This window comes from Algivirga pacifica (genome assembly GCF_039543525.1).
GTDB lineage: Bacteria > Bacteroidota > Bacteroidia > Cytophagales > Flammeovirgaceae > Algivirga > Algivirga pacifica.
The window spans coordinates 140,596-167,167 of the sequence record NZ_BAABJX010000036.1; the positions used below are offsets into that span (position 1 = coordinate 140,596).

Consider the following 26,572-nt stretch of genomic DNA (forward strand, 5'->3'; position numbering starts at 1 on the left):
GGTTTTGTTTGTAGTAAAAGCTTATGTTCATAATGTTTAATTGGGCTTCGCCCATTCATGATGTTTAGTTGAACAACGAAAAATCCATTTCATGGATTTTAAAAACAAAACAACTAAACATCATGAACGCAGTTGTAAAACAACTGCAATTAAACATTATGAACATAAAAGTGGAAATCAGGCTGAACTGTTGAACATATCAACAGCTCAACCTAACAATATTAGTTTTTCAGCATCTTGGTTGTCAGCTTCATGCCGCTTCCCGTAGTCAACTGAATTACATATACTCCTGAACGGTATGCTCCTGTATTGAAGCTTACCTTATTCTGTCCTGTTCTAAAGGTTCCTCGACGTTGGTCTACCACCTTTCCAATCAAATTGTATACCGTAACTTGTACCTCTTCCTCTGCCTGTAGCGTAAAGGCTACCTGTGCAGACTGTTGTACTGGGTTAGGATACACCGTCAGTGTACTGTTCGCCACCTCAGGTGCTGTTACATTAGCATAACGTGCACCGGAAATATTACAGTTCACAAATACAAATCGAACCGCATCGGCAATCACAAACTCACTGGTTGAGGTTCCTGTTGTTCTCAGCTCTACATTACCTGCAGTACCTGCTGCAAACTCATACGTTCCCAGCGACTTCCAAGTACCTCCGTTAACCTTTTGGTCAATGAAAACTTCATTAGAACCTCCAGCGTGATTCACATCTACTGGTACGTTGCTCGCATACCCGCTATTGGCTGGATGACTCAAGAATACTTCATAAGTTCCTGCCACTTCAATAGAAGGAGTATAGATCACACTTTTTGTCCCTTTTCCTTCCTTATTATCATAAAGGTAATTATCGCCAATACGATCTGAAAGGTATGAGCTTGCAGGCCATGAACCTACCAAGGTTGCTTCTGGATTGTCAATGACAATTTCGGAAGCTGCTGGAGGCAAACAACCATTATTGGTCAAGTCTACGTAGTAATCCTCTACTTCACCATAAGCAAACGTTCCACAAGGGTTCAACGTATAATCCGCTGACGTACCATTCATTCCAACACGCATCGTCTTGATTCCTGATGCTACCCCAAATGGTATCTCAATCGTTCCTGTAAATTCTTTTTTACCTGTACCATAACCATCAAGTAGCTCTTCTCCTGCATCATCAAAATCACCATCGGCATTAAAGTCAATCCAGATTTTCCAATGCTCCTGATATGACGATCCACTAAAACCCGGTAACAAGGCTACACTATAAGATTCTCCAGTCGTAACGTAAACCGTTTGGTCGGTATGATCTCCGTATCCTCCGTCATTTCCTGATGTATGACTAAACGCTCCAATCGTCACAGACTGTAGCCATTCGTAGGTAGAGTTTGTTCCCGCTGCGGCACAAGGTGCTGGAGGTGTGGTTGGCGTCGCTTCCACAGTCACGGTAACCGTCGCTGCATTAGATCCTGCCCCATCGGCATCCGCTACTTCATACGTGAAGCTATCAGTCCCTGCAAACCCTGCATTAGGGGTATAGGTAATTGCTCCTGTTGTCGCATTTACGGATGTTGTCCCATTTGTAGCCGCAGTTTTCACAACTACAGATGTCGCATCCAATGTACCCTCAATGTCTGAATCATTAGACAATACATCTATGACTACTGGCGTAGTCTCCGAGGTCGTTGCCGCATCGTTGGCTGCTACTGGCAAGTCGTTTACTGCTGATACCGTTAGACTAACCGTTGCCAAAGAGGATACCGATCCCTCTGTGCTACTGACACGGTACGTAAAGCTATCCGCACCATTGAAGTTCGCATTAGGCGTATAGGTTACTGCACCTGTTGTCGCATTCACGGATGTTGTTCCATTCGTTGCTGCTGTTACGACGGTTACTGTTGAAGGATCAATACTTCCTTGCACAATCGCATCGTTGCTCAATACATTGACGACTACGCTGCCATCCTCATTGACTGTAGCATTGTCATTGTTTACGACAGGAATATTATCGTTCGAAAGGTTCTTACACTCTTTCAAGACAAATCGCATCGCATCCGCAATCACAAAACCATTCGTACCATCTGTACGAAGTACTACCGTTCCATTAGACCCTGCCGCAAAATCATACGTTCCCAGTGATACCCAAGTTGCTGTATTCTGTGTTTGATCTACCACTACGGTGGTCGTTCCATCAAAATGGTTGATATCTACAGGAACATTCGATGCTCTATTGGTAAATGCTGTATGAATGGTAAATACTTCATAGCTACCTGCCTGAAGGATTGTAGGAGTATAGGTCACTGACTTTGTTCCCTTATCAGCATTTCCGTCATGATAATAACCGCTTCCCAAGTAACCTACCTGAGATGAACTGCTATTCCATGATCCTGATTGCGTATACCCTGCATCACCTGCATCAATTTGAATGGCTGCTACCGTAGCACAGCTTCCTACACTACCCACATGATCAAACTCAGCAGGTAAAGAAGCCTCTACCTGATAGGCATTATTCAATAAGTAATTATAATCATTGCTCAGTTCCTTATGATACCAAAGTACGTGACCTTTCAAGCCTCTTCCTCTCGTATTGTTAATCTTATCCACTACCGTTGAAGAACTCACTTCAATACCAGAATAGATACTTGTGATCCCCGGTGTTACCTTAGAATTATCGTTTACATAAGACAATTGCTCTGTTAATGAGGTATTGTAGCTACTCAATGTCTCTCGATATACCTGAGGAATCACATAATCCAGATAGCCATTATTGACCCATGCCGGCCAGTCCTGACAGAAGTTGTTATAACCATATGGATAAGCAATAGGTGCATTACTTACTGCAATCCCCGGATCTGTTTCCTTCGCCATTTGGTAGAAGTCACCAATAAAGGCTGTCAATCGATCTGCTCTCCAACGCATCCATGTCGCATTATTGGTGGTTGTTGGCGGGAAGCTTCCTTTTTCTCTGAAATAGATTTCCTGTGTCATGGCATCGTATCCACAATCCAGATCAGGGTAACGTACACGATCCATCTGTATACCATCCACCGCATAGTTTCTAATAGCATCCCTTCCTAAGTCCAATAGGAAAGCCAATACTTCAGGGTGATTGTGTGTCAACCATACGACATCGGATTCATACTCCTGTGTGCCGTTTTGTCTTTGCGTAAACCATTCCGGTTTGGTCTGATATAGTAGATCTGTTTTTCTACCGGCAGAGAAGCCTCCTTCAAACCAAGCCACTACTTTCAGTCCTCTTTGGTGTCCTTCCTCAATCATCTCCTGAAGAATATCACGACTTCCTGCAACTGGATCAATATCTACTCCCAGTACTTTATTTAAAGTCGGGCTCTTGAAGTAGGTATATCCCATTCTCCATACCGGAACATATACCACGTTGAGGTTGGCATCGGCCATTTTCTGCATTTCAGCAGCAATCTCTGCTCTATCCGGAACATTACGCTCTGTCCACGCTAACCATGTACCTCTTAGCTCCTCCTCTCCTGCAATACTTACTTGTTGTGATTTGGAGGCTACCTTCCCGTCATTATCTGTAATTGTCAGTTCTACGGTATAGGTTCCATTTGCCGTATACGTATGAGAAGCAGTTGCTCCACTTGCTGTATTTCCATCTCCAAAATCCCATGCATAAGAAGTGATTGTACCATCATCATCGGTAGAAGTGGAAGCATCAAAACCAATCGCTGTGCCCGGTGCTGCCGGAAGACCACTGATGATAAAGTTAGCTTTAGGGGTACCTGGTGCGGCATCCAATCCAAAGTAACTTACCAGCTGTCCTGCAAAAGTTGTCTTGGCAGCCTGATCACTTACCGTTTCCAATGGGAAAGATATATAAGCCACTGCTCCAGGGGTAGATGAGTTACCAAATGTTCCCTTATAACCTACTCCACCATTCTTGCCCGCAACATTATAGGCAAACAAGGCCTCCGCTCCATTAGCCGGTGTAATGGCATCTGGATAATCCTCTGCGTATACCTGACCAAAGTTCAATACCGTACCAGCAAATTCTGTCCCTGCCAATCCTGTCGCCGGAATATAGTTTACAGAACCATCATCCACGTAAGTAGCTTTCAAATAATTTCCATAGAACGCCTGATCGGCTGCTGTTCCTTTGGCTGATAGATCCCAACCTATTTCAGAACCTGTTACGAATAGATTACCTCCTGTTTCCAGGTATTGCTCAATCAAATCTTCTTCTATCCAGTTAAAGGACTCTGCAATGGTCGACTCATCTCCTGTAAACCATACGACCATATCGTAGGCCTGTAAGTTTACTTTTCCTTGTTCTACGGCCTCGTTGGCTGCTGAGGTCACCGAGAAATCGCTGCCATTGGCATCACGGAAAATCTTTAGATAATCTGCTGTGAAGTTATGAACAATAGAACCATAAGAGGCACTTCCTCCAAAGCGGTCAAATCCATCGACAATCAGTAAGCGTTTGCTGCTACTGCTACTTCTTTGCACGTATACGTCAGAAGTGCTACTTTCAATCCCATCTGTCCCCACTGCAGCTAACTTAAAGAACTGTACATCCGAAGTTGTCGCTACTTGAAATTCACTGCTACTATTGAATGTATAAGTACCGATCCCTGCGGTTAGGGTATTCTCATCGGCTGCCAGTTGCCAATTACTCAGGTCATCCTGTGTTGTATAATACAAACGATACCCTGCCAAATCCGTCTCCGTATTTTCTTTCCAGCTTACAGAGATGGTATTATTGACGTTATTGCGTACATAATGCAATACTGGTCTGGATGGCGCATTACAGTTGTTATTACTACAATAGCCTGCATACTCATCTACGACCACATCATAAATAGCTGTTTTCAAGTTATCCCAAGCAGAACTAGGGCTTGCATATCCATTGATATTAATAGCCACAGACACATCCAGCCCTGGAATGTAGTACATGATACTGTTATACCCTGCCAAGGTTCCTGTATGTCCATAGAAGCTATATCCTCTATCCGACCAACGACGGGTACACAAACCGTAAGCACTGTTACGGGTAGAAGCTGCCTGCATGGAATTAATAGAGCTTTGTGTTAGGAAACCTTCGCTGAAGATTGCTTTAACAAACTTAGCTAGCTCCCCTGGTGTAGAGACCACAGCCCCTGCTGCAGCTACTCCACTCTTATGATACTCATAAGAACGTGTGTTCTCAGCCAACCCTGCAATAGGGTTTCCTGGATCACTACTGTCATCCAAGAATGTCTTGGTTAAGCCTAGTGGTTGTACCAACCAAGTATCCATCGCCTGATTCAAAGAAACCCCTAATATTTCTTCAATCAACATTCCCAATACATAAATACCTCCATTAGAGTAATCGTATCCACTTCCTGGGTAGAAAGAGGCGCCTATGGCATTGGAATAGGACATTACTTCACTATCGGTTAATACACGATAAGGATCCCCTACCGTTAGATTCCAGTAATTGCCATTATCGAAATGGTCACCGACACCCGCTGAATGGTTCATCAGCTGTCGAATCGTCATGGTCGAATTATAAGGTAGGCCTGAGATAATTAAGTAATCCGAAAGCTTATCATCAATATTCAATAAACCTTCTTCCTGCATACGCATCAACAATGCTCCAGTGAATGTTTTGGAGATACTGGCTACATAATATTTCGTATCAGGAGTAATCGTACTGCTTGTATACACATTACCCACTCCGGCGTGGGCATAAAGGATTCCTCTATCAGGTGTAGAGACGGCGACACTAACGCCGGGAGTATTGGTATTTTGCCATTGGCTTTGTAAAGTACTTCTAAGTCTTGCTTCTAATGGGTCTTGGGCATAGGAAGTACCTATTAGTGATAAGCATAGGGTAGCAACCCATGCTATCAATCGGAAGGAATAGTACATTAGTTATTGGATAGTTTTAGTAAACAATAATCGTGTGCGAGATACACGATTTCGGATGGAAAAAAGGCCGCAAGTTTCCTTGCGGCCTTAGGGTAATTCTAGAAGCTTAACGCTTCAGTAAGTTGGTATTCAATTCTAGTCCGCTGTTTGTAGTCAATTTGATGACATACATACCTGAGCGATACTTAGAAGTATTCAGTTGATATTCGTTGTTACCGGCACGATAGTTCGCTACGTGCTCCTCTACTACCTTACCTACAAGGTTGTACACGGAGATGTTTACTTGCTCGTCAGTGTTCAGACGGAAAGCAATGTTCGTGTAGTTGATTGCAGGATTAGGATATACCGTTAGCTCATTTGCCGTTAAGCCTTTCAGGTCGGTAGCCGTACGAGCACCAGAAACTGTACAGTTCACGAAGTCGAAACGAACCGCATCAGCGATCACGTACTTGCTTGCGTCTGTTCCTGTTGTTCTCAATACCACATTACCTGAAGTACCTGCAGCAAACTCGTACTGTCCTAGTGACTTCCATGTTCCACCGCCCGTAGACTGGTTGATCAATGTTTCTGAAGTACCTCCCAAGTGATTTACATCGAATGGTACGTTCGTCGCATAGTTCGGGTTGTCAGGGTGGCTTACAAACACTTCGTAAGTACCTGCTACTTCAATTGTCGGAGTATAAGTAACTGTCTTGCTTCCTTTGTTCTCCAAGTTATCGTAGTAGTAGTTTGCACCAACGTAGTCAGCCTCGTATGTACTTGCTGGCCATGTTCCAACTAGTGCTGCTTGGTCGTTGTCAATCACAACCGAAGTAGCTGTTGGAGGTACACAACCATTGTTAGATACATTCACATAGTAATCCTCTACCTCACCATAGTTGAATGAACCACATGAGTTCAATGTATAGTCTGCAGAAGTACCGTTCATACCGATTCTCATCGTTTTCACTCCACCTGTCACACCGAATGGGATCTGGATAGAAGAAGTATAAGCAGCAGTACCTGTACCGTAACCATCAAGCAATAGTTCTCCTTGATCCTCAAAGTCGCCATCAGCGTTGAAGTCAATCCAGATTTTCCAGTGCTCCTGGTAAGAAGAACCGCTAAATCCTGGAAGAAGCGCTACGTTGTATGATTCACCAGTTGTCACATATACCGTTTGGTCTGTGTGATCACCGTATCCACCGTCATTTCCAGATGTATGGCTGAATGCGCCAATCGTCACGGTCTGCAACCACTCATAAGTTGAGTTGTTACCTTGTGCAGCACATGGTGCTGGAGGCTCATTGTTCACCGTTACTGAAACAGTTGCTACGTTAGAAACTAATCCTTCGTCATCACTTACTTCATAAGTGAATACATCGCTACCATAATATCCTGCAGCCGGCGTATAAGTTACTACACCTGTCGTTGCATTGACTGTTGCCGTACCGTTTGATGGTGCGCTTACGATCGTTACTGTAGAAGCATTGATATCACCGTTAGGATCTGTATCGTTTGCCAATACATCAATTGCCACAGCAATATCCGTATCCGTAACTGCATTGTCATCTTCAGCAGATGGCGCAACTGCTACTGCTTCCTCCAATACTACCGTGTAATCCTCTACCTCACCGTAAGCAAAGCTACCACAAGGGTTCAGCGTATAATCCGAAGACGAACCGTTCATTCCAACACGCATACGTGTCGTTCCTGCGCTTACTCCTGCCGGAATACTCAAAGTACCCGTCACAGTGTTTTTCGCTACTGCAGGAATCGCATATACTTCCTCTCCTGCATCCTCAAAGTCACCATCCTGGTTAAAGTCAATCCATACCTTCCAGTTCTCATTGTATGCTGTAGAGCTATATCCTGGCTTCAAAGTCAATCCGTAAGAATTACCAATTGTCAACGTGAATGATTCTGCCGTTTTATCTGCATATCCACCATCGTTGGCACTTGTCTTACTGATCGAGCCTACTTTCACTTCTGCAATCCACTCATACGTTGAGTTGTTGCCTTGTGCCGCACAATACTGAGGAGCAGCTTGTACATAAACGCTTCCATTGGCAAATGGACTTTCGTTTGCGTTGTCATCCACTGCCGCTACACCGAAGTAGTTATCCGTACCTGTCAACCAAGCCGAAGATAGACCAATTTCAGTTTCACCAGTTACCGCTACGATTTTCGTTCCATCATGACGGTTAGCCGAAGTATTTGGCTCTACACTGAAACGATAAACGATATAACGCTCAGCAACGTCTCCATCTGAAGCAGCAGCCGGAGCATCCCACTTCAAGGTGTTGTTCTCCAAACGGAAGTTTGTAGGAGCTAATGGACATGTTCCGTCCAACCATCCCATCGTAGGATTGATCGACTGGTACTTATACTCATTCGCACTCAATGCGTCTTTTACTCCTTTTTGGTTACCCGTCAAGTCATTGGTTGTAAAGAATACTTGTCCCAATGTTACTTCGTTCGCTGACTTACGGTTCTCGATGATCATGTTCTGGATCGTAGAAGCTGACCAGCTAGAAGTAGACTCCAAACGGTACAGTCCCAATCCAGGGTAATGATGCTTTCCTGATGCCGCTACTTGGTTGTCCCACCATGTAGACAATGCCGTATAATCCTGAGCTCCACCAAAGTCCCAGTACAACTGAGGCGTCAAGTAGTCAATATCACCTGCTTGCAACCATGCCAAAGCATCTGCATAGATCACATCGTAAGCTGACATTCCTGAGATACCTGAAGGTACTCCTGATTTCCAGATACCGAATGGACTCACACCAAATACAATACCTTTGTTCTGTGCTGTGTTCACCTCCTGAATTTTCGCATAAACCATTGAGATCAACTGGTTCACGTTATCTCTTCTCCAGTCTGCACGACTCAAGTTATTCGGGTTGTATGAAGCAAAGGCAGAAGCATCTTTTGTGTCTGTCATTCCTTCATATGGATAGAAGTAGTCATCAAAGTGAATACCATCTACATCATAACGGGAAACGATATCTTCTACTACATCTACAACATAGTCTCTCACTCCTGGGATACCCGGGTTAAGGATATCTCTTGCTGAGAAGTCCATTACCCAATCAGGGTGCTGGTTTGCTACGTGCGATGCCGCCAAAGTAGGTGTTCCTTGCTGTGCACGGTAAGGGTTCAACCAAGCGTGCAGCTCCATTCCTCTCTTATGTGCCTCGTCAATTGCAAACTGTAGAGGGTCATAATATGGTGATGGAGCAACTCCTTGTGTTCCTGACAAATAATATGACCAAGGATCAATCGTAGAAGCGTACAATGCATCACTCTCAGGTCTTACCTGAAGCAATACTGCATTGATGCCTGACGCCTGTAGATCATCCAAGATGCTGATCAACTGTGCTTTTTGTGTCGTTCCAGATAGTCCTGGAGCTGATGGCCAGTCGATATTGGCTACCGTAGAGATCCAAGCACCTCTGAACTCACGCTTAGGGTGATTCGGGCTTACTTCAGGACCTGCTTCCACACAATTTTGAGGAGCAAATACAGAAACGGTTACCGTAGCTGTGTTTGAAACTAAACCTTCTGCATCCGATACCTGATACGTAAAGGTTGCGTCTCCTGTAAAGCCAGCTGCTGGAGTATACGTAATATTTCCAGCACCTACTGTTGCTGTACCATTTGCTGGTGCAGATACAATGGCCAGCGTAGATGCATCAATATTGCTATCTACGTCATTTGACAATACATCAATCGTTACTGCAATTCCTTCATCCGTTGCCGTTGCATCATCATTGGCTACTGGCGCTACATTGACTGTCTGAATGCTCAAGTAGTTCAATGCTTTACCCATGAAGTCCGTCTGCTCTGCAAGACTTGCTGTTTCCAATGGGAAAGATACGTAGATCACAGCACCTGTTGCAGAACCACTACCAAATGTACCGGTATAAGCTGTTGCTGCCGTCTTACCGCCATTGTAAGCCAAAATGTTCTGACCTCCATTGGAAGAGATGGCATCTGGATAATCTTCTGGATAAGTTGCTCCGAAGTTCAATAATGCTCCGTCAAAGCTTGTTCCTGCAACACCTGCTGCTGGTGTATAAGATGCGCTACCGTCATCCACAAAGTTCGCTTTCAGGTAATTGTTATAGAATGCTTTATCATCCGTAGACCCTTGGCTAAACAAGTCCCAACCAATTTCTGAACCTGACACCAAAAGCTTACCTCCTGCTTCCAGGTACTCTTTCACTTTAGTCTGCTCGATAGCAGCAAATGTTTCTGCGACTGTAGATTCATCACCTACGAACCATACTACGGCTGCATAGTTATCCAAATCTACTGTACCGTCTGCCACCTGTGCGTTGTCAGCTGTAGATACCACTGCGTTGTAGCTATCTCTGATCGCCTTGAAGTAACTTGTTCCAAAGCTATGTGTTGGATTCTTGTAAGAAGCCGATCCTGTGTAACGGTCAAAACCATCTACGATCAAGATCTGGTCTCCTGTTGATCCTGATGACCTAGAGTAAATATCACTAGCATCACTTTCCAACAATACACCATCACCTTGTGCTACCGCTTTGATCATAAAGTGGTAAGCTGCTCCCGTTGGAGCATCCACAAAGCTAGCATCGCTACCCAATGTTACTGAAGTAGTTGTTGCTGTCAATGTATTCTCGTCTGCTGCCAATTTCCAGCTATCAATATTATCATTCTCTGCATAGTATAGACGGTATCCTACCAAGTTACCTTCTCCATTCTGTGACCAACGTGCCTGTAGGCTGCTTCCGCCTGTAGGGTTACCTACAAAGTAAAGTGTTGGTCTGTTTGGAGGTGTACCCAAGCTAGTTACAGTAGGGTTAGTACGGTTAAATACTCCTGCCGATACTGTTACATTTTGTGTTGTTGTTGTGAAACCGTTCTTCTCAAACTTCAGGGTGTGCGTACCCGGAGTCAACCAATCGAAGAAATAGAATCCGTTATCAACATTATCCGTTACTACTACTTTTTCATCTGCAGTACCTTCATCCAATGTTACGGTCATACCGTTCACCGGTACACCAGACTCATCCTTGATGACACCTCCTACTTCACCGTAAGAAAGCGTTCCTGCATTAAAGTACTGTAAGAAAGCTTTCACTATCGCCCATGCTCCTGCCTTAGAGTAACCAGCGTTCATCATTCTTCTACCTTCTGCCTGCACGTCGTGGAAAGCTCCTTCTGACAGGGTAGCTGGCATGTTCGTTCCTGCCAACACTCCAAGGTGGTAAGGCAAGAAATCACGGTCCGCTCTATTGTAATAAGTAGTCGAATACCAGTGCTCATAGAAAAGCTTAGACATAATACCACCCATAGTCTTCGCTGCAGACCAAGTAGGGTTACCATTCACCCCTCTATAAAGCAGTAAGCTATAGTTGGCAACACCATTCGCTGCATTCGTATGGATAGAGTGCATATAGTCAGCACCAAAAGCATTGGCTGTCGCTACACGCTCGGACAGGGAAGGATCCCTCACTGCACTCGTTGCGCTATCAGTAGTTCTAGTCATCTTGGTCGTCGCACCAAGCTCAATCAAAAGGTCATTGACCATATTACCTACTTCCCAACATCCGGCAGACTCCCAGTAAGTAAACCCATTTCCCAATGGAGTTTGTCTATCATCTGAATCACGTCCCCCGTGTCCAGGGTCAATGGCAATTCTTTTCCCAGCCAATAGCTGAGGTACGTTGGCAGGAACCTGTGCGCTTGCAAAAATCGGCGCAAAGCAGACTCCTATCAACAACATATAGGAGAGAATTTTTCTCATTTCTGAAGTTGTTTTTTGGATAAAATAAAGACTATTCACCGTGGCTTAGTCAAAAAAATCATAACGTAATTATGGCATCATATACCTCAGGGATAGCTTATTAAAGATAAAATTGTATAAAAGAAGTGAATTAGTACTCAATCATGAATACCTCTCCTTCTGGCGTATTGAAAACGACTTTCCCTTCTTGTGCATCCGGGTACATCGCAATCTTACCAAAGCCTTCTGTTAGTTTTTGAGATTTCTGATTGTCCAAAGACAGTACGTAGATATCACTTTTAATGTAAGTATCGTGGTTATCTTCTGTCTCCATATAAATGATTCGGTTATTCCCCAACCATTTTGGTGCTTCCAGGTCGCCCAAATCTTTTACCACATTACCATTAAGATCCGTGATCACGGCCGTATACCCTGACGCTTTCATCAGAATATGCTGTCCGTCTGGTGAAACGGAAGTCCAGATATAGTCTTCGCGCGTTCCTAAAGGAGAAAATGTTTTCTCTTCCCCATTAGCCATGGTAACAATCACGCCATCCAACATAGACGTTGGACGAGCATCTACTGCTTTATTCAAGTTTTGGATCGCTTTATTTTTAAGCGCCAAAAAATGATGAGGTTGCTCCCCTTTAGCAGCACTCAATGGGGATAGTTTTCCAGAAAAAGTAGTCACCTCCATCAGCTGACGAGTCCCTTTGTCCGCAAAAACAATCTTATCACCATTAAACTCTGCGCCATAGCCAGCTCCAGGTTTATCCGTTAAGGAACGAGTAGACTTACCCGCCAAATCGTATAACTTTAATCCTGTAAACTTAGAAGAAGTTAGCAGCACCTGCTTCCCATCAGGTGATAGCTTGGGATAATAGCCTTGCACATCTAATTGCTGAATTTTCTGGCTGAATGCCGGAAAAGCAACAAATAGCAGCAAAGCCAAGCTTGTCCATTTCATGTTTGTGTTTGTTTTTGAATAAATAATTGACCACCTCTGCGAGAAAATAAAGGATGGCCTTAACCTTGAATGTGTTACCTCTTCGATGAGAGTTTAATTTGGTAGGAATGACTAAAATCATTATTGATAGTGATGACTCTCAATGATTTTTTTGCAAACGACAGTTAACACTTCGTAAAAGTGACGTTTTGGCACTACATATCAAATAACACATAACAGTGAAATTAACTCGTATCATTCAGTTACCCGTATCACTGATTTCGGTTATTTATTGTACTTATTTTTAAAAAAAATCCCTTTTAATGAAAAAAATGCAACGTAAGTAATTCAGAATATTTTATCGCAAATAACTATTTTCACCAAAACTTCAACCTGATAATGAGTAATTATCATTAGTATCACCTTAATAATCACGCTATATATAATAACAAGAATTATCGTAGTGATTTATTTACAATAAATTCACAAATCACTTCAAATCCCTAATTATAATGACTCAAAAAGCCCCTACAAAAGGGGATAGGAAAGGGCTTTCCTTGTAGGTACTCCGAGGAGAAAGGAGAAAGGAGAAAGGAGAAAGGAGAAAGGAGAAAGGAGAAAGGAGAAAGGAGAAAGGAGAAAGGAGAAAGGAGAAAGGAGAAAGGAGAAATTTAAATCCCCCTTTACCTTATACCTATTACTTTTTACTTTTTCTCCCTGCAAGAGTAGATACTGATATGCAACATGTTAGCATCCTTCATTAATACTCCCATTTAATCCCTAAGTACAATTCTCTTCCATGATTGGGCGCATAGGCGTAGGAAGTATCAAAGTAATCGCTAAACCCTATCGGTCGATTCGGGTCATTATAACCGATCAATGGAGAAGCTTCTTGTCTAAAATTAAATAGGTTCTGAATTCCTGTATAGAATGAAAATCCTTTATTAAACTGTTTGCTTACCTGAATATTATGCAAAGAAAAAGGCGTACTTCTCGTAGGGCGTGGTGTTTCCAGAGGTACTCCCTGATCATTCAAATCATATACCTCTGGTAAGGTCATTACTCCTGTAACCCTTGCCGTATAAGCGAATACCATTCTTTTTTCTTTCCATTGATAGTTAATACTCCCGACACCACTCCATTCTGGGGCGAAAGGAATAGCATTGGTCTCCCAGCTTCCAGCATCATTCTGCTCTGTTTCTGTAGCACGCTGCACATTAACTCCTAGGTTCATAGCCAATGGAAAATCAAAATTGTGATCTACTGTCACACCTACCCCCATGGTACGGGCATACCCTTCTGAATTCGCATAGATAATTTGTCCGGGCGTATCATAATCCGGTATAATCTTATTTGTGAAATGGGTATAATAGGCTTCTACATCAATAGAGCCACTACCTCCCATAGAAGCATATACCTGATTGATATTCAATGACAGGTTATAGGACTCTTCCGGCTGTAGCTCCTCTTTGATCACGACTTCCCGCTGTCCTGTCACAAACGCATGATCCTCTGTAAATAGGTTGACAATGCGAAATCCTGTGCCAAAATTAGAGCGTACGGTCGTCCACTCAGAAGGTTTCCATTTTGTACTCAAACGAGGAGCGAAGATCACTCCATGAGAATTATAGTGATCCATACGCAACCCTGACAATAAAGTGAAGTTGTCTCGAATAGTCCATTCGTCTTGCACAAATATCCCCGGGATAAACTGATTATTGGGTTGGTTGATCACCTGTCCATTTTGCTCCACTTCCGTTGCGACACTGTTATCATCATAAGCGTTATAACGAGCCGTCAACCCTGTAAGAATATCATGCTTCTTCCAATTAGTATTCCACAAGAAGTTAGCAAAAGCAATCTGCTGTTGTGCCACATAATGGTCACTTCCATAATAACTATCCTGATCGTGGTGAGACAAAGAAAAGTCCACTTTTAAAGAAGGTGCAGTATTCAGTTCATAGGTACCAAAAAGTTCTGTACGGTTCGTGTAGATACTCTCTCCATAGATCGTATCCGATCCTCTTAACGTACGGTAGTTACGATCGGCTAAATACTCTTCCACCCCATTTCTTCTATCCTCATAATAGTATTTCCCGGCCAAGGTGAATTTCTTTCCACTCTTTCGGTAGATATTCCATTTCGTAAAAAGAGAATAACGATCCATATTCGCTGCATCTCCAAATCCATCCCCATTGGCATCGTCAAAATCATTGATATAGGCATAGTTCAAACCAATATATCCTGAGGACTTCCCGATCTTCGGTGCTATCGCGATATTCCCAAAGCTTTCCAGATGAGACGTTCCCATAATATCCAAAGACAATAAAGGCTGCTCTGCCGGATCCTTTGTAATAATGTTAATTACACCAGCAACGGCTTCAGAACCATACAAGGTGCTGCTTGGTCCCTTAATCACCTCAAAGCGGTCAACAATCATATTTGGAATCCCATTCAAGCCATAAACAGAGGCCAGGTTACCATAAATGGGAGTTCCATCCATCAGCACTGCCGTATAAGGTCCCGGCAACCCATTGATACTAATACTATTCGTATAGCATACCCCACAAGCGACTACTTCCTGCACCCCGTTGACTAACTGCATATTTTCCACCAATGACGTACTGGCCGTAGGCAGGAAAATTTCCAGCTGCTTGGAGGTCACCACATCTATTTTCACCGGAGAGTCAGAAACAAAGGTAGGTTTCATGGTACCAGTCACCACTACCTCCTCCATTTGCTTTTCGTCTTCCTCCAATACAAAGTTCAATTGAAGGGTTACTTCCTCCTGCACCTCTACAGTTTGTTTAATCGAAAGATATCCCACAGAAGATAGCTGTAAAGTATATTTTCCTACAGGTATATGATCCAGAACGTATGTTCCGTCTTTGCCTGTTGTTGTTCCGATTTTACTGCCCTTAAGCCCTACAGATACAAATTCCACAGGCTGCCCTGCGTGGGTCACTTGCCCCTGAATACGTCCCTGCTGTGCGCTTACGGTACTGACAATTCCTAGTGATAATACTATAAGTAGCGAGAATAGAGAATGTTGTTTTATACTCATTGTCATATGGCTTCATTTTTTAGACAATACAAATATCTAAATTTAGGTTAATCTAAAAAATAAATTAGAGTATATTTCACTTCTTTTTATTACATGCAAAAAAAAGACATCCCACAGGGATGCCCTTTTTATATTCACCTTATAATAGTATTTCGATAGAACGCTATACTATTGATTGTAGTTTTAATCATTAAGGCAAAAGCACAGAATCTATTACGTGAATAATACCATTGGTAGCCATCACGTCAGCCTCAACTACATTAGCGTTGTTAATCATCACTCCTGAAGATAAGTCAACTGTCAACTCACCTCCTTGAAGGGTTGGGATCATTTGCTGATCCATAAGGTCCATAGACTTCACTTTTCCTTCTGCAACGTGATACGTTAATACAGCAGTCAACGTCTCTACTGTAAGGTCATCTAGGCTGCTAATACCGTTATCTGCATCAAATAGCGCTTGGAAAGCCGCATTGTTAGGTGCAAATACAGTATATGCTGCCATATCATTTGTGAAAGTGTCCACCAACTCTGCTTTCTGCAATGCAGCTAGCAAGAAGCTGAAGTCATCATTCATTGATACAATCTCAGCGATATTCATTGGTGTTGGAGGCAACAATACCTGGTCGATCACGTGAATTACGCCGTTAGCCGTCTTCACGTCAGCCATCTTCACCATTGCTCCATTGATATATACGTTACCGTCCATGATCTTCACCATTAGCTTTTCGCCTGCAAGTGTTTCGATCATGTCTCCGTCCATTAGATCCATAGACATTACATTACCTTCTGCTACGTGGAACTTAAGCACTTTTGTTAAAGTCTCCATGTCCAGGTCGTCCAGGCTGTTGATGCCATTATCTGCATCCAGCAATGCCTGGAAGGCCATGTTATCCGGTGCAAATACTGTATAAGAAGCCTCAGCATCTGCAAATACTCCTGCTAGTTCTGCTTTTTGTAAAGCCGCTAGTAGCGTACTGAAGTTCTCGTCCATGCTAACTACATCTGCAATGGTTTTTAGTGACGTCGGCATCAATACCTCATCAATAACATGAATCACGCCGTTACCAGTTTTAACGTCAGCCATTTTCACCATCGCACCATTGATATATACATTACCATCCATGATCTTCACCATTAGCTTTTCGCCTGCAAGTGTTTCAATCATGTCTCCGTCCATTAGGTCCATAGACTTCACCATTCCTTCTACAACATGGAACTTAAGCACTTTTGTCAAAGTCTCCATGTCCAGGTCGTCCAGGCTGTTGATACCATTATCCGCATCCAACAATGCCTGGAAGGCCATATTATCTGGTGCAAATACTGTAAACGATGCTTCTTTGTCCGCAAATACCCCTGCTAGCTCTGCTTTTTGCAAAGCCGCTAGTAGCGTACTGAAGTTCTCGTCTGCACTCACTACATCCGCAATTGTTGTTAGTGATGTTGGCATCAATACCTCATCAATAACGTGGATCACACCATTGTCTGTAGTCACATCAGCAGTGGTAACCATCGCACCATTTACGTACACCATGCCATCCATCACTTTGATCATCAGCTTCTCGCCCAATAGCGTTTCTACTTCCATGCCATCAGATAGGTCAGTAGACATCACATCTCCTTCTACTACGTGGTATTGTAGTACCGTAGTCAATGTTTCTTTATCCAGGTCATCCAAGCTGCTGATTCCATTATCGGCATCCAGCAACTTTTGGAAAGCGGCATCATTTGGTGCAAATACCGTAAATGATGCTTCTTTGTCTGCAAATACTGCTGCTAGTTCTGCTTTCTGCAAAGCCGCCAACAATACGGTAAAGTCCTGGCTTGTGCTTACCACATCCGCAATCGTATTAGAAGGCATCTCCTCTGCTGGAGGTAGCAATACTCCTCCGATAATGTGAATCACACCATTAGAAGCTTCTACGTCTGCCGTTTTTACCGGGATGCCATTTACAGTAATCGAAGAACCTGATACTGCGACCATCAAAGTATCCCCTGAAAGTGTCACTACTTTTTGTCCATCAGACAAAGCCGATGAAGCAACAGCTCCTGGTACCACATGGTACTTTAGAATTCTGTCCAAATCTTCCGCACTGATATCTCCTAAGCTAGAGATGCCATTGTCTGCCGAAAGCAATGCATTAAAGGCTGCATTATCTGGAGCGAAAACGGTGAAAGTACTTTCCTCACTTCCAAAAACACTAGCAAGATCTGCAGTCTGAAGTGCTGTCAATAAAGTAGAGAAGTCTGCGTTAGATCCTACAATCTCTGCAATGGTTTGAGACATCTCCTCATCCATCATGTCTTTTTCTTCCTCATCACAGCTTGTAAAAGCCATGAATGCCATTAAAATCAGTGATAAAAAATGATACTTTTTCATGTGCCGTATTTTTAGCTTTTAGTGAAAATTGTTTACGGGATCAGAAAAGCTTTGTTTTTTGAAAATGTTTGTATGAGAAGAGAAGCAAATCGCATATTCTTTGAATATTTCAATTACATGCTAATATTTTACATGTAAAATTCTTTAAATAATACAATCATTTATTAATAGACTTAAAACCCCTAAAAAATCGGTTTAAACAATTTCGTTAAATCCATTGTTGGTATAATTTTTGTGGATATTATTTTTAGGATAGGAAATTAAAAAAGGACACTACCTCATATGGGGCAATGTCCTTTTTTTATGAGTGGAATCCATGATTCAACTCTACGGCGAGATAACAACCGATCAAACCGACTTCTCCAACTGTCGAAGATATGCTCTAAAATCCTTAGGATACTCTGCTTCTACATGTACTTCCGTTCCATCTACATCCAAAAAATGTAGTTCACGGGCATGAAGGGCTACACGCTTCATCAAAGGCTCTTCGATCGTTCCTTTCTTCAGGTTGAACTTACGCTTCAATTGTGAAAGGTATGGCAATTGTCCACCATATAGCTCATCGGCTGAGATCGGTGCGCCCAGATAAGCCAAGTGAATACGAATCTGGTGCATTCTTCCCGTAACAGGCTTACAAGCGACCAAAGAGTGGTTGCGGAAAATCTCCAAGGTCATAAACTTGGTTTGGGCAGGTTTCCCTTCAATATCAATACGTACATTTCCTCTACCCGAAACGGCGATATTGCGATCCACCAAAATACGATCAAACTCATGCGTTCCGTCTACAATCGCATGGTATACCTTATCGACCTCTCTTTTCTCAAACTGCATAGAAAGGTTCCTGTAAGCTTCAGGAGTCTTGGCAATCGCCAGAATACCAGAAGTTTCCTTGTCGATTCGATGGCATAGCTGCGCTCCTTCACAGTAAGCCTTGGCCATCTCGTCAATATTCGTTTTGGTCTTGTCCCTGTCTTCTAAGGCAGAAACATAAGGGGGTTTATTAATAATGATATAATGATCGTTTTCCATCACGATCATATCCTTAAACTTTGGCAATTTCATATTATTCTTCTCTGTGTTTCTCCAATTCAAAACTAAAGGTACTTCCTTCACCCAATTTACTCGTCAAGCTCATATAGGAGTTGTGCTCACTCAAAATATGCTTAACAATCGCTAATCCAAGACCTGAGCCTCCTTGTTTTTTCGTCCTACTCTTCTCTACCCTATAGAAGCGCTCAAAAATACGTCCCTGGTCCTCTTCCGGAATTCCCATACCATCATCAATGATACTCACCTTCACTCTATCTTCTTTCTCCTTGAGTTGTATCGTCACATTATGCCCTTCATGATTATACTTAATGGCATTAGTGACTAAATTGAGCATCACTTGCATTAAACGATTGTAATCGGCATTTACTTCCAGTGATTCATTGTCAGGTAAATCCAGATGGATTGTAATGTCTTTCTTGGATGCTTTATGCTCCAACTGCTCATAGGCATCGACCATCAGATCCTGTATATCGAACACCTCAAAATCCATTTTGATCTGCCCTGACTCAATCTTGGATAGCGTTAGCAAATCTTCCACCAAGTGATTAAGCTGACTAAGACTCTTGGCTGCTTTCTTCAAGAATTTCTGACGCACCTTCTCGTCATCCATTGCACCATCCAATAGGGTAAGGATATAGCCTTGTGTTGCAAAGATAGGAGTTTTTAACTCATGAGAGACATTCGCCATAAACTCTCTACGAAATGACTCCATCTTCTTGAGTTTATCAATCTCTTGTTCCGTTTTACTGGCAAAGTCTGAGATCTCCTGATTGATCATCTTCAACGGATTGACCTTTTCTTTCTGTAAGATCCGTTCCTGTACCTCATTTTGTTTCATGAGGGGCTCATTAGAGAAGATTGGATTGTTTTTCAACCCATCCACTTTATTATAAATCTTATTCAACTCCCTGAAGATCATAAACTCCAAGGTGAAATAGGATAAAATAAAAGTAGAAGAAAAAGCAATACAACCCGTCACCACATAGGCCGTAGAAGGAATTCCTTCCAATAAAGACAAAAAAGAAACTGTAATAAAAGCCGTTGACAAAGCCAATAAAAAGGCTACGGCCCGAGAATTAAAAAACATAGTCCATCAATTAATTAAAACCTCTTGCACTACAAAACAAGTAAAAAATCTTGGGAACGTCTGTCTTTTGTAGGTTAATTAATTCAAGGTAAAAGGTAAAAAGTAAGAGGTAAAAGGTATTACTACCTTTTACCTCTTACTTTTTATCTTGCTTGGATGACCGCGTGAGACATCCTTATAAACTAGAGCGATGGGCGACCACATGGGGTCGCCCCTACTGCATTGGCATTTTTTCGATCCATTCTCGAATGAGACTTACCCCCTCTTTATGTACCAATCCCCTGCCCAGCTCAGGCATCATGACACCCGGATCTACACTTTCCATACGGTAAAGTAAGATCGAATGCTCTGGATGTCCGGGTACGATATCATAGTTTAGGTTTCCGGCTCCTTTTCCTGCGGCTACAGGCGGTTTGTTGATTCCTCTTTCCATAGCTGTAGAGGCAAACACCGTTAGATCCAACCCGGATGTTTTGGCCGGTCCTGATGGATTGTGGCAGTGCCCACAATTAATATCCAAATAGGCTCTGGCTCTTGCATCCAACGTTCCTGTAGAAGCATCATTCCATACGGCTACTTTTGGAATAGCATGCGCTTCTGGCAAGCCTTTCAATACGCCTTTTTCTGCCAGATAAGCCAATTGATTGAACTCCCCTTCCGCATATACATTGTTGCGATTAAGTTGTCTGGCTTTAGGTCCCAGGGGAGCAATATCCTGCCCAAATACATGGCAGCTCTTGCATTGATTCATGTTGGGAACAATATAGTTCGTGACCATATTTTCTCCATTATCATGTACCCAAGCCACTTCGGTCTCTCCTCCTGCCACTTGCAAGGTGGCTTCCGTCTGCTCCTTGTTCCAGATATAAGGCAAGGCTTTCCACCCTTTTGCTTCCTTGATTAGTAAACGGGTTTCTATAATGCGTTTCCCTAACTCAGGATTGTTAAAATCATTGGGATAATAAAAGTTCTTTATTAGTACACTTCCTTCTGGAAAGTCCAGCGCTTCTTTATCTTCATAATTAATCACTTTCCCCTCTGGCACATAGATAAAACGTTTCTTGTGTGCATAGTCTGTAAAAAGTGGGGTATTCAACTCGTAAGGATATACACGGTCTGCTGGTTGAAGGTCAGACAAGTTCCCTTTAAAAAATCCGTAAGCCGATAAGGTTTCTTTTCCAATATGGCTGGTAGATGCCAAGGTCATGGCCTCCACTTTCTTGGCTACGGGACGCTCGTTTTTATTGGAAGCCTTCTGGCACCCTCCTAAAAGAGAGAGTGCCAAAGCCCCTGCCAACAGTCCTTTCTTACCACTACGAATCATCATCTCATTAAATCGAAAGGTTGCAAGCATAATTCGTTACATCATCAGTAAAGTTCTCAAAATCATTTCCGGCATCCAGCATCACAAAGTTGACGTTCTTGTCATTCTGTACACATACTTTGTATTGCTCCTTCACTTGTCCGTTCTCGTCTCTACCATCTTCTGGCAATAGTCCGTCCCAAACAACATCAGGAATTGTCAGGCCATTTTTCAATGCCCACAAATAACCGAAGTCTGAAGAGAAAGAAGGAAGAATATACTCATTCTCAAAGGTATTGTCGTGAATGAAAATTTGTCCAGCATAAGGATTGTAGTTCTTGTCTGCCTTATAGTTGGAATCCAATCCTCTTACACCGCCAATACGTGCATCCTCCGGCATTTCTTCTGTTTGCTTGTCAGCCAGTGCATCCAGAATGCCATAACTAATAATCGCCGTACCTGCTGTTTTATGATGTGCCACACGGTTATTGTACATCTCCACTCTGGAAGTTGCCAAGATCACCACACCAGAACCCAAAGGAATCGTACTTACAATAGACCCCTTAATACCAAAGTTCTCCAGGTTGTTATCGTGAATATCGTTGTCATATACCTTGATATCGTGTCCATAGCGTGTCAACCCTGGTAGGTCAAACACCAATAGTCCACCCGTATTTTCATAGGCTTCATTTCCGTAGATTTCTACGTTACCACTATTTTCACTTTCGATACCCGCTACGTTATGGTAAGCTTTGTTATTACGGATCACTACATTTTCTGATTGTCCTACATAGATCCCTGCATCCGAAGCACCAATCGCCACACACTCCTCGATCAATACATTCTTACAGATCACCGGATAAAATCCATACGCACCATTCTCCGTAGATACTTCTCCTGTCCAGGCTACTTTTACCCTTCTGAACGTAATACTATCTGTATCTGATACCTTAATGTTATCGCCATCTGCATCCTCTACAGCAAAGTCCTCTAAAGTGATATTTACGCCATTGGCGATCTTGATTCCCTCAGCACCTTGCTTCTGTCCTTTAAAAGAAAGGATTGTCTTATCCATCCCTTTTCCACGGACAGTGACGTGTTTCTTGCCATCCATAATCAATGATTGACTGAAAAGGAAATGCCCTTCTGGAAGTTCAATAACACCGCTGTCTTCTACGGTAATGAATTGTGTTAAAATGGCTTGCTCCATGTCCAGATACTCTCGTTCCGGCGTATAGGAAGGTTTCGTGCTACACGCTGCAGCCAACACGGCCCACAGCATCAGCATCCCTGTTCTAATGGTTCCCGATTGCATAAAATGCTTAGTTAGTTTAAAAATAGAAATACATGAATAAGATGAATAATAAGTCCATTATCCCTGCGAAACAATGGCTTAACATCCAATAATGAATATTTATTCTTTTAAAAACAACAAACTAAGCTGTATTATTTGGGTGAATGATTATTCAATTATAGAATATACTGCAATGAAAATTAGTCAAAGAGCGATTTTATCTATGATGCTTTTCATTCTTTCATGAAGTGTAGAAGCCGATAAAATCTGAACTCTTTGACTAGAGGAGAAAATTAAATCCCCTTTTACCTTATACCTATTACTTTTTACTTTTTTTATTAAACAGCCACAACTGGTTCAAATCGGGTACACGGAATCTTTCCTTCCAGGGAATGTATAATAAACGAAGGACGACTACCATTCACCAACATGACGGGGATACGTTGTGAGAAGCAAATACGTACTGCGCTAATTTTAGAGGTCATCCCTCCCGTGCCCAGTCCATTGTCCCTTTCTTCAATAAAGGAAGCGACTTGATGTAAGTCCGTCACAGATTCAATTAAAGCCGCATCAGCATGCAAATGTGGATTCTTATTGTATATACCGTCAATATCTGAAGCTATCAAAAGCTGATCGGTATCTAATAAGGTGGCTACCAAAGCGGAAAGCTTATCATTATCTCCCAGGATTAGTTCCTCTACTGCTACTGTATCGTTTTCGTTAATGATAGGGATATACCCATGTTTCATTAGTTCATTGAGCGTATTGAGCGTATTGGTTCTGGATTCCCCTTCCTGAAAATCACGATAGGTCAAAAGACATTGAGCGATCTTTAAACCAAAATCACGGAATACCTCTGAGAATATTTGCATCAATTTAGGTTGACCAATCGCAGACAAAGCTTGTTTGGAAGGCAGGTCTCCCTCCTCTGCCCATCCATCAATTGTTATAAACTGGCGAGCGGTTGCTACGGCCCCAGAAGAGACCAATACTACCTGAACACCTTGTTGCTGTAGCTCTACGAGCTGCCTGGCAATATCCTCGATCTTTCCTCTGGAGATACTCTTGGTCCCCATGGTCAGGGTAGAGGTTCCTATTTTTATAACTAGTCTTTTCATAGTGTCATATCATTGTTGAGACCGTTTAGACGGCTGGTTGAGCTGTGTTCGTTGATGATGTCAATAGACAATGCCGCCAACTTAGTGTGATGTTACTCGTAGATAGGGTAGTGCAAACCCGCTTTAGGTCTTAGGCTGATTAAGGTTGAATAAATAACCGACACACTTCTTACGCGAAGAGATGGGTTGAAACCCACCTCTATGTGATGTCATCCCTTCGGGATTATACCATAAAACCCTGAAAGGGTGACATCACATAGGGGCGGATTTCAATCCGTCACTATACGGAATATGACGGATAAATATTCAAACTTAATCAGCCTAAGACCAGTGACTAACCATTGGTTGAGCGCTATGCTGTTGAGTTTTAGCGGTACTGCTCTTTCTCAACAGTCCGAAGGACTACTCAACAGCGTAGCGCTCAACCAGCGGCGCAAGCCGCCTCAACTGCTCAATTTCTTATTTGTCCTTGCCCCTGAATAAACCATTTATTGGTCACCAATTGTCCTAAACCAACCGGTCCTCTGAAATGGAGTTTCTGCGTGCTAATCGCAATCTCGGCACCAAAACCAAACTGTCCACCGTCCGTAAAACGAGAAGACGCATTATGGTATACTGCTGCACAATCCACTTCATGCTGAAATGCCAAGGCCGCAGTAGCATCCTCTGTGACAATCACTGCTGAATGTCCTCCTGAATAAGCATTAATGGTTTCTATAGCTGTTGGCATATTCTCTACGAGACCTAATAGTATTTTCTCGGATAAAAACTCTTCGGCATACATCGCTTGATGCTCCATCGCCTTTACCCCCCTAAACCAAGAGAAGTACTCTCCATCACCATATACCTGTAGCTGTTTTTCAAACAGTGCATCAACCAGTCGGGAAACCTTTTTATCCAAGTCTTTGATCCCTTTATCAATCAATACTTTATCAATCGCATTACATACACTCAAGCGACTTTTCCCGTTCAGGACCAAATCAATCGCCATATCAAAATCAGCATCCTTATGAATATAGATAAAGTTGTTTCCTCTACCACTGATGATCAATGGCACGGCAGTATTCGTCTTGATATAATTGATCAAGCCCTCTCCCCCTCTTGGAATGATCAGGTCCAGTTTATGGGTATTCTCTCTCAATAGCTTTTGCGTCTCTTCCCTAGAGATATTCAGGTATTCTACCACTTCTTTGTCAATACCATTTTGCTCCAATGCCTGATGCCATAGAGAAACCAAGTAAAGATTCGTATTCACCGCTTCTTTACCTCCTTTCAAAACAATCTTATTCCCTGCCTTAAAGGCTGAGATAGCCGCTTCTATGGTCACATCGGGTCTCGATTCATAGATAATCAAGATCTTACCAAAAGGAACGATCTTATTTTGTACCAAGATACCATTAGGGTGGGTATACTCACTAATCACTTTTCCTTGAGGATCTTCCAATGCGATCACCTCCTCTACGGCAGCCACCATACCTTCTACTTTTTTGGCATCAACCCTTAGGCGATCATACAGCGTGGGGTCCATTCTGGCTGTACTCTTCAGGTCTAACTGGTTCTGCTTTATAATTTCCTCTTTATTGGCTGCTATCAACGCCGCCAGATCCTTTAAGGTTTTATTTTTAAGTGATTCGTCAAGCAACATGGGATTCTTTTTAATGATTAATGAAGAATTATTAATGAAAAATAAGTCATTGCTCATTCTTCTAGGTAAATCCTTCCATCTCCTTTTATTATATTTTTAAAAATATAGATAATAACTATAAGAATCCTTAATAACTACTAGTTTTTAGGCTAAAATCACAAAAAAAGGGGAAGCTTTCATCCCCCTTTTTCAATCCATTACAAAAACTCCATATTATAAAGCTGTAACCCGGTTGGTGGAGCCAAAAATCCTATGGGTTGATTATCTCCACCCTTTAGGGACTCTTCTATATCCTGTAACGTAATTTCTCCCAATCCTAAACGCATTAGCGTCCCGACCATCAAGCGCACCTGATTTCTTAAGAACCCCTTCCCTTTCACTCGATAGATATAACTTCTTTCGGGAAAAAAATTAGCTTTAAACAGATCATTCTCTACGATTTCACTCAACAGGATCTCTCGCTCAAAAACGGTATCTGCCGAAGGCTTCTTGCAGTACTTCTGAAAGTTGTGCACCCCTTCAAATAACTTCGCTCCTTCCTGCATTAATGCTATATCCATTTCCTCTCGCATACAAACCATAATAGGAGAACAATACGGGTGATTTTCCTGTGCCGAAGCAAACAGGTACAAATACTCCTTCACCTTCGCATGCTGAATGATATTAAAAGAAGCATCCGTTTCCTCCATGCTAAGGATCTTGATATCATAGGGAAGCAATCTGTTGAGCGCTTCTACCGTCCCTTCAATTTCTACCGGTTCAAAGGTAAACAACTCAAAAGCCGACATATTCGCCGACACCCTTCCATCTGTACGGCTAGCCCCTAATGTCTTAAAGCGATCATGTCCCAGCACATTCTCAAAAGAACGCTCAATCATCCCCTGTACGGTCTTGACATTCTTCTGCTTGGCCCACCCATGATAACGCAATCCAAGGTACTGCACTTTTAACAGGTAAAAATATTCTTCTCTGGTCTTCATAATTACTGATGCAACAGTTAAATCATTTTGTTCATGATGTTTAGTTGAGCTTCGCTCGTTCATAATGTTTAGGTGAATCGTTGAATTTCTCCTTC

The 26,572-nt window shown here is 42.5% G+C and carries 12 protein-coding genes; all 12 read right to left on the reverse strand.

Annotation, left to right across the window (positions count from 1 at the left end; translation table 11 throughout):
- Positions 1-221: 221 nt before the first annotated feature.
- Positions 222-5,870, reverse strand: a complete 5,649-nt coding sequence (locus tag ABD985_RS12590) for a golvesin C-terminal-like domain-containing protein (protein ID WP_345372253.1) — start codon at positions 5,868-5,870, stop codon at positions 222-224.
- 106 nt (positions 5,871-5,976) lie between these two features.
- Entirely contained in the window at positions 5,977-11,634 is a 5,658-nt protein-coding gene (locus ABD985_RS12595; RefSeq protein WP_345372255.1) for a family 10 glycosylhydrolase, read from the reverse strand.
- A gap of 130 nt (positions 11,635-11,764) precedes the next feature.
- Positions 11,765-12,580, reverse strand: coding sequence for a TolB-like translocation protein (locus ABD985_RS12600; protein ID WP_345372256.1), 816 nt, complete (start codon positions 12,578-12,580; stop codon positions 11,765-11,767).
- Positions 12,581-13,319: 739 nt separating this feature from the next.
- Positions 13,320-15,629 carry a TonB-dependent receptor gene (locus ABD985_RS12605; RefSeq protein ID WP_345372257.1) on the reverse strand — a complete coding sequence of 770 codons (2,310 nt, stop codon included), beginning with the start codon at positions 15,627-15,629 and terminating at the stop codon, positions 13,320-13,322.
- A gap of 184 nt (positions 15,630-15,813) precedes the next feature.
- On the reverse strand, positions 15,814-18,000 hold the full coding sequence (locus ABD985_RS12610; protein ID WP_345372259.1) for a fasciclin domain-containing protein: 2,187 nt from the start codon (positions 17,998-18,000) through the stop codon (positions 15,814-15,816).
- A gap of 348 nt (positions 18,001-18,348) precedes the next feature.
- Positions 18,349-19,062: an RluA family pseudouridine synthase gene (locus ABD985_RS12615; RefSeq protein ID WP_345372260.1), complete on the reverse strand. Its 714-nt coding sequence runs from the start codon at positions 19,060-19,062 to the stop codon at positions 18,349-18,351.
- 1 nt (position 19,063) lies between these two features.
- Entirely contained in the window at positions 19,064-20,137 is a 1,074-nt protein-coding gene (locus ABD985_RS12620; RefSeq protein WP_345372262.1) for a sensor histidine kinase, read from the reverse strand.
- A 214-nt stretch (positions 20,138-20,351) separates the two neighbouring features.
- A complete protein-coding gene (locus tag ABD985_RS12625) occupies positions 20,352-21,491 on the reverse strand; it encodes an SO2930 family diheme c-type cytochrome (protein ID WP_345372264.1) in 1,140 nt (379 codons plus the stop codon).
- Positions 21,469-22,755, reverse strand: a complete 1,287-nt coding sequence (locus tag ABD985_RS12630) for a parallel beta-helix domain-containing protein (protein WP_345372265.1) — start codon at positions 22,753-22,755, stop codon at positions 21,469-21,471. Before ABD985_RS12630 ends, ABD985_RS12625 begins: the two co-directional genes overlap by 23 nt.
- Positions 22,756-23,072: 317 nt before the next feature.
- A complete protein-coding gene (gene proB, locus ABD985_RS12635; RefSeq protein ID WP_345372267.1) occupies positions 23,073-23,852 on the reverse strand; it encodes a glutamate 5-kinase in 780 nt (259 codons plus the stop codon).
- 451 nt (positions 23,853-24,303) lie between these two features.
- Positions 24,304-25,497 (reverse strand): glutamate-5-semialdehyde dehydrogenase, encoded by a 1,194-nt coding sequence (locus ABD985_RS12640; protein ID WP_345372268.1) that lies wholly within the window; start codon positions 25,495-25,497, stop codon positions 24,304-24,306.
- Between the two features lie 197 nt (positions 25,498-25,694).
- Positions 25,695-26,477: a tRNA pseudouridine synthase A gene (locus ABD985_RS12645; protein WP_345372270.1), complete on the reverse strand. Its 783-nt coding sequence runs from the start codon at positions 26,475-26,477 to the stop codon at positions 25,695-25,697.
- Positions 26,478-26,572: the final 95 nt, after the last annotated feature.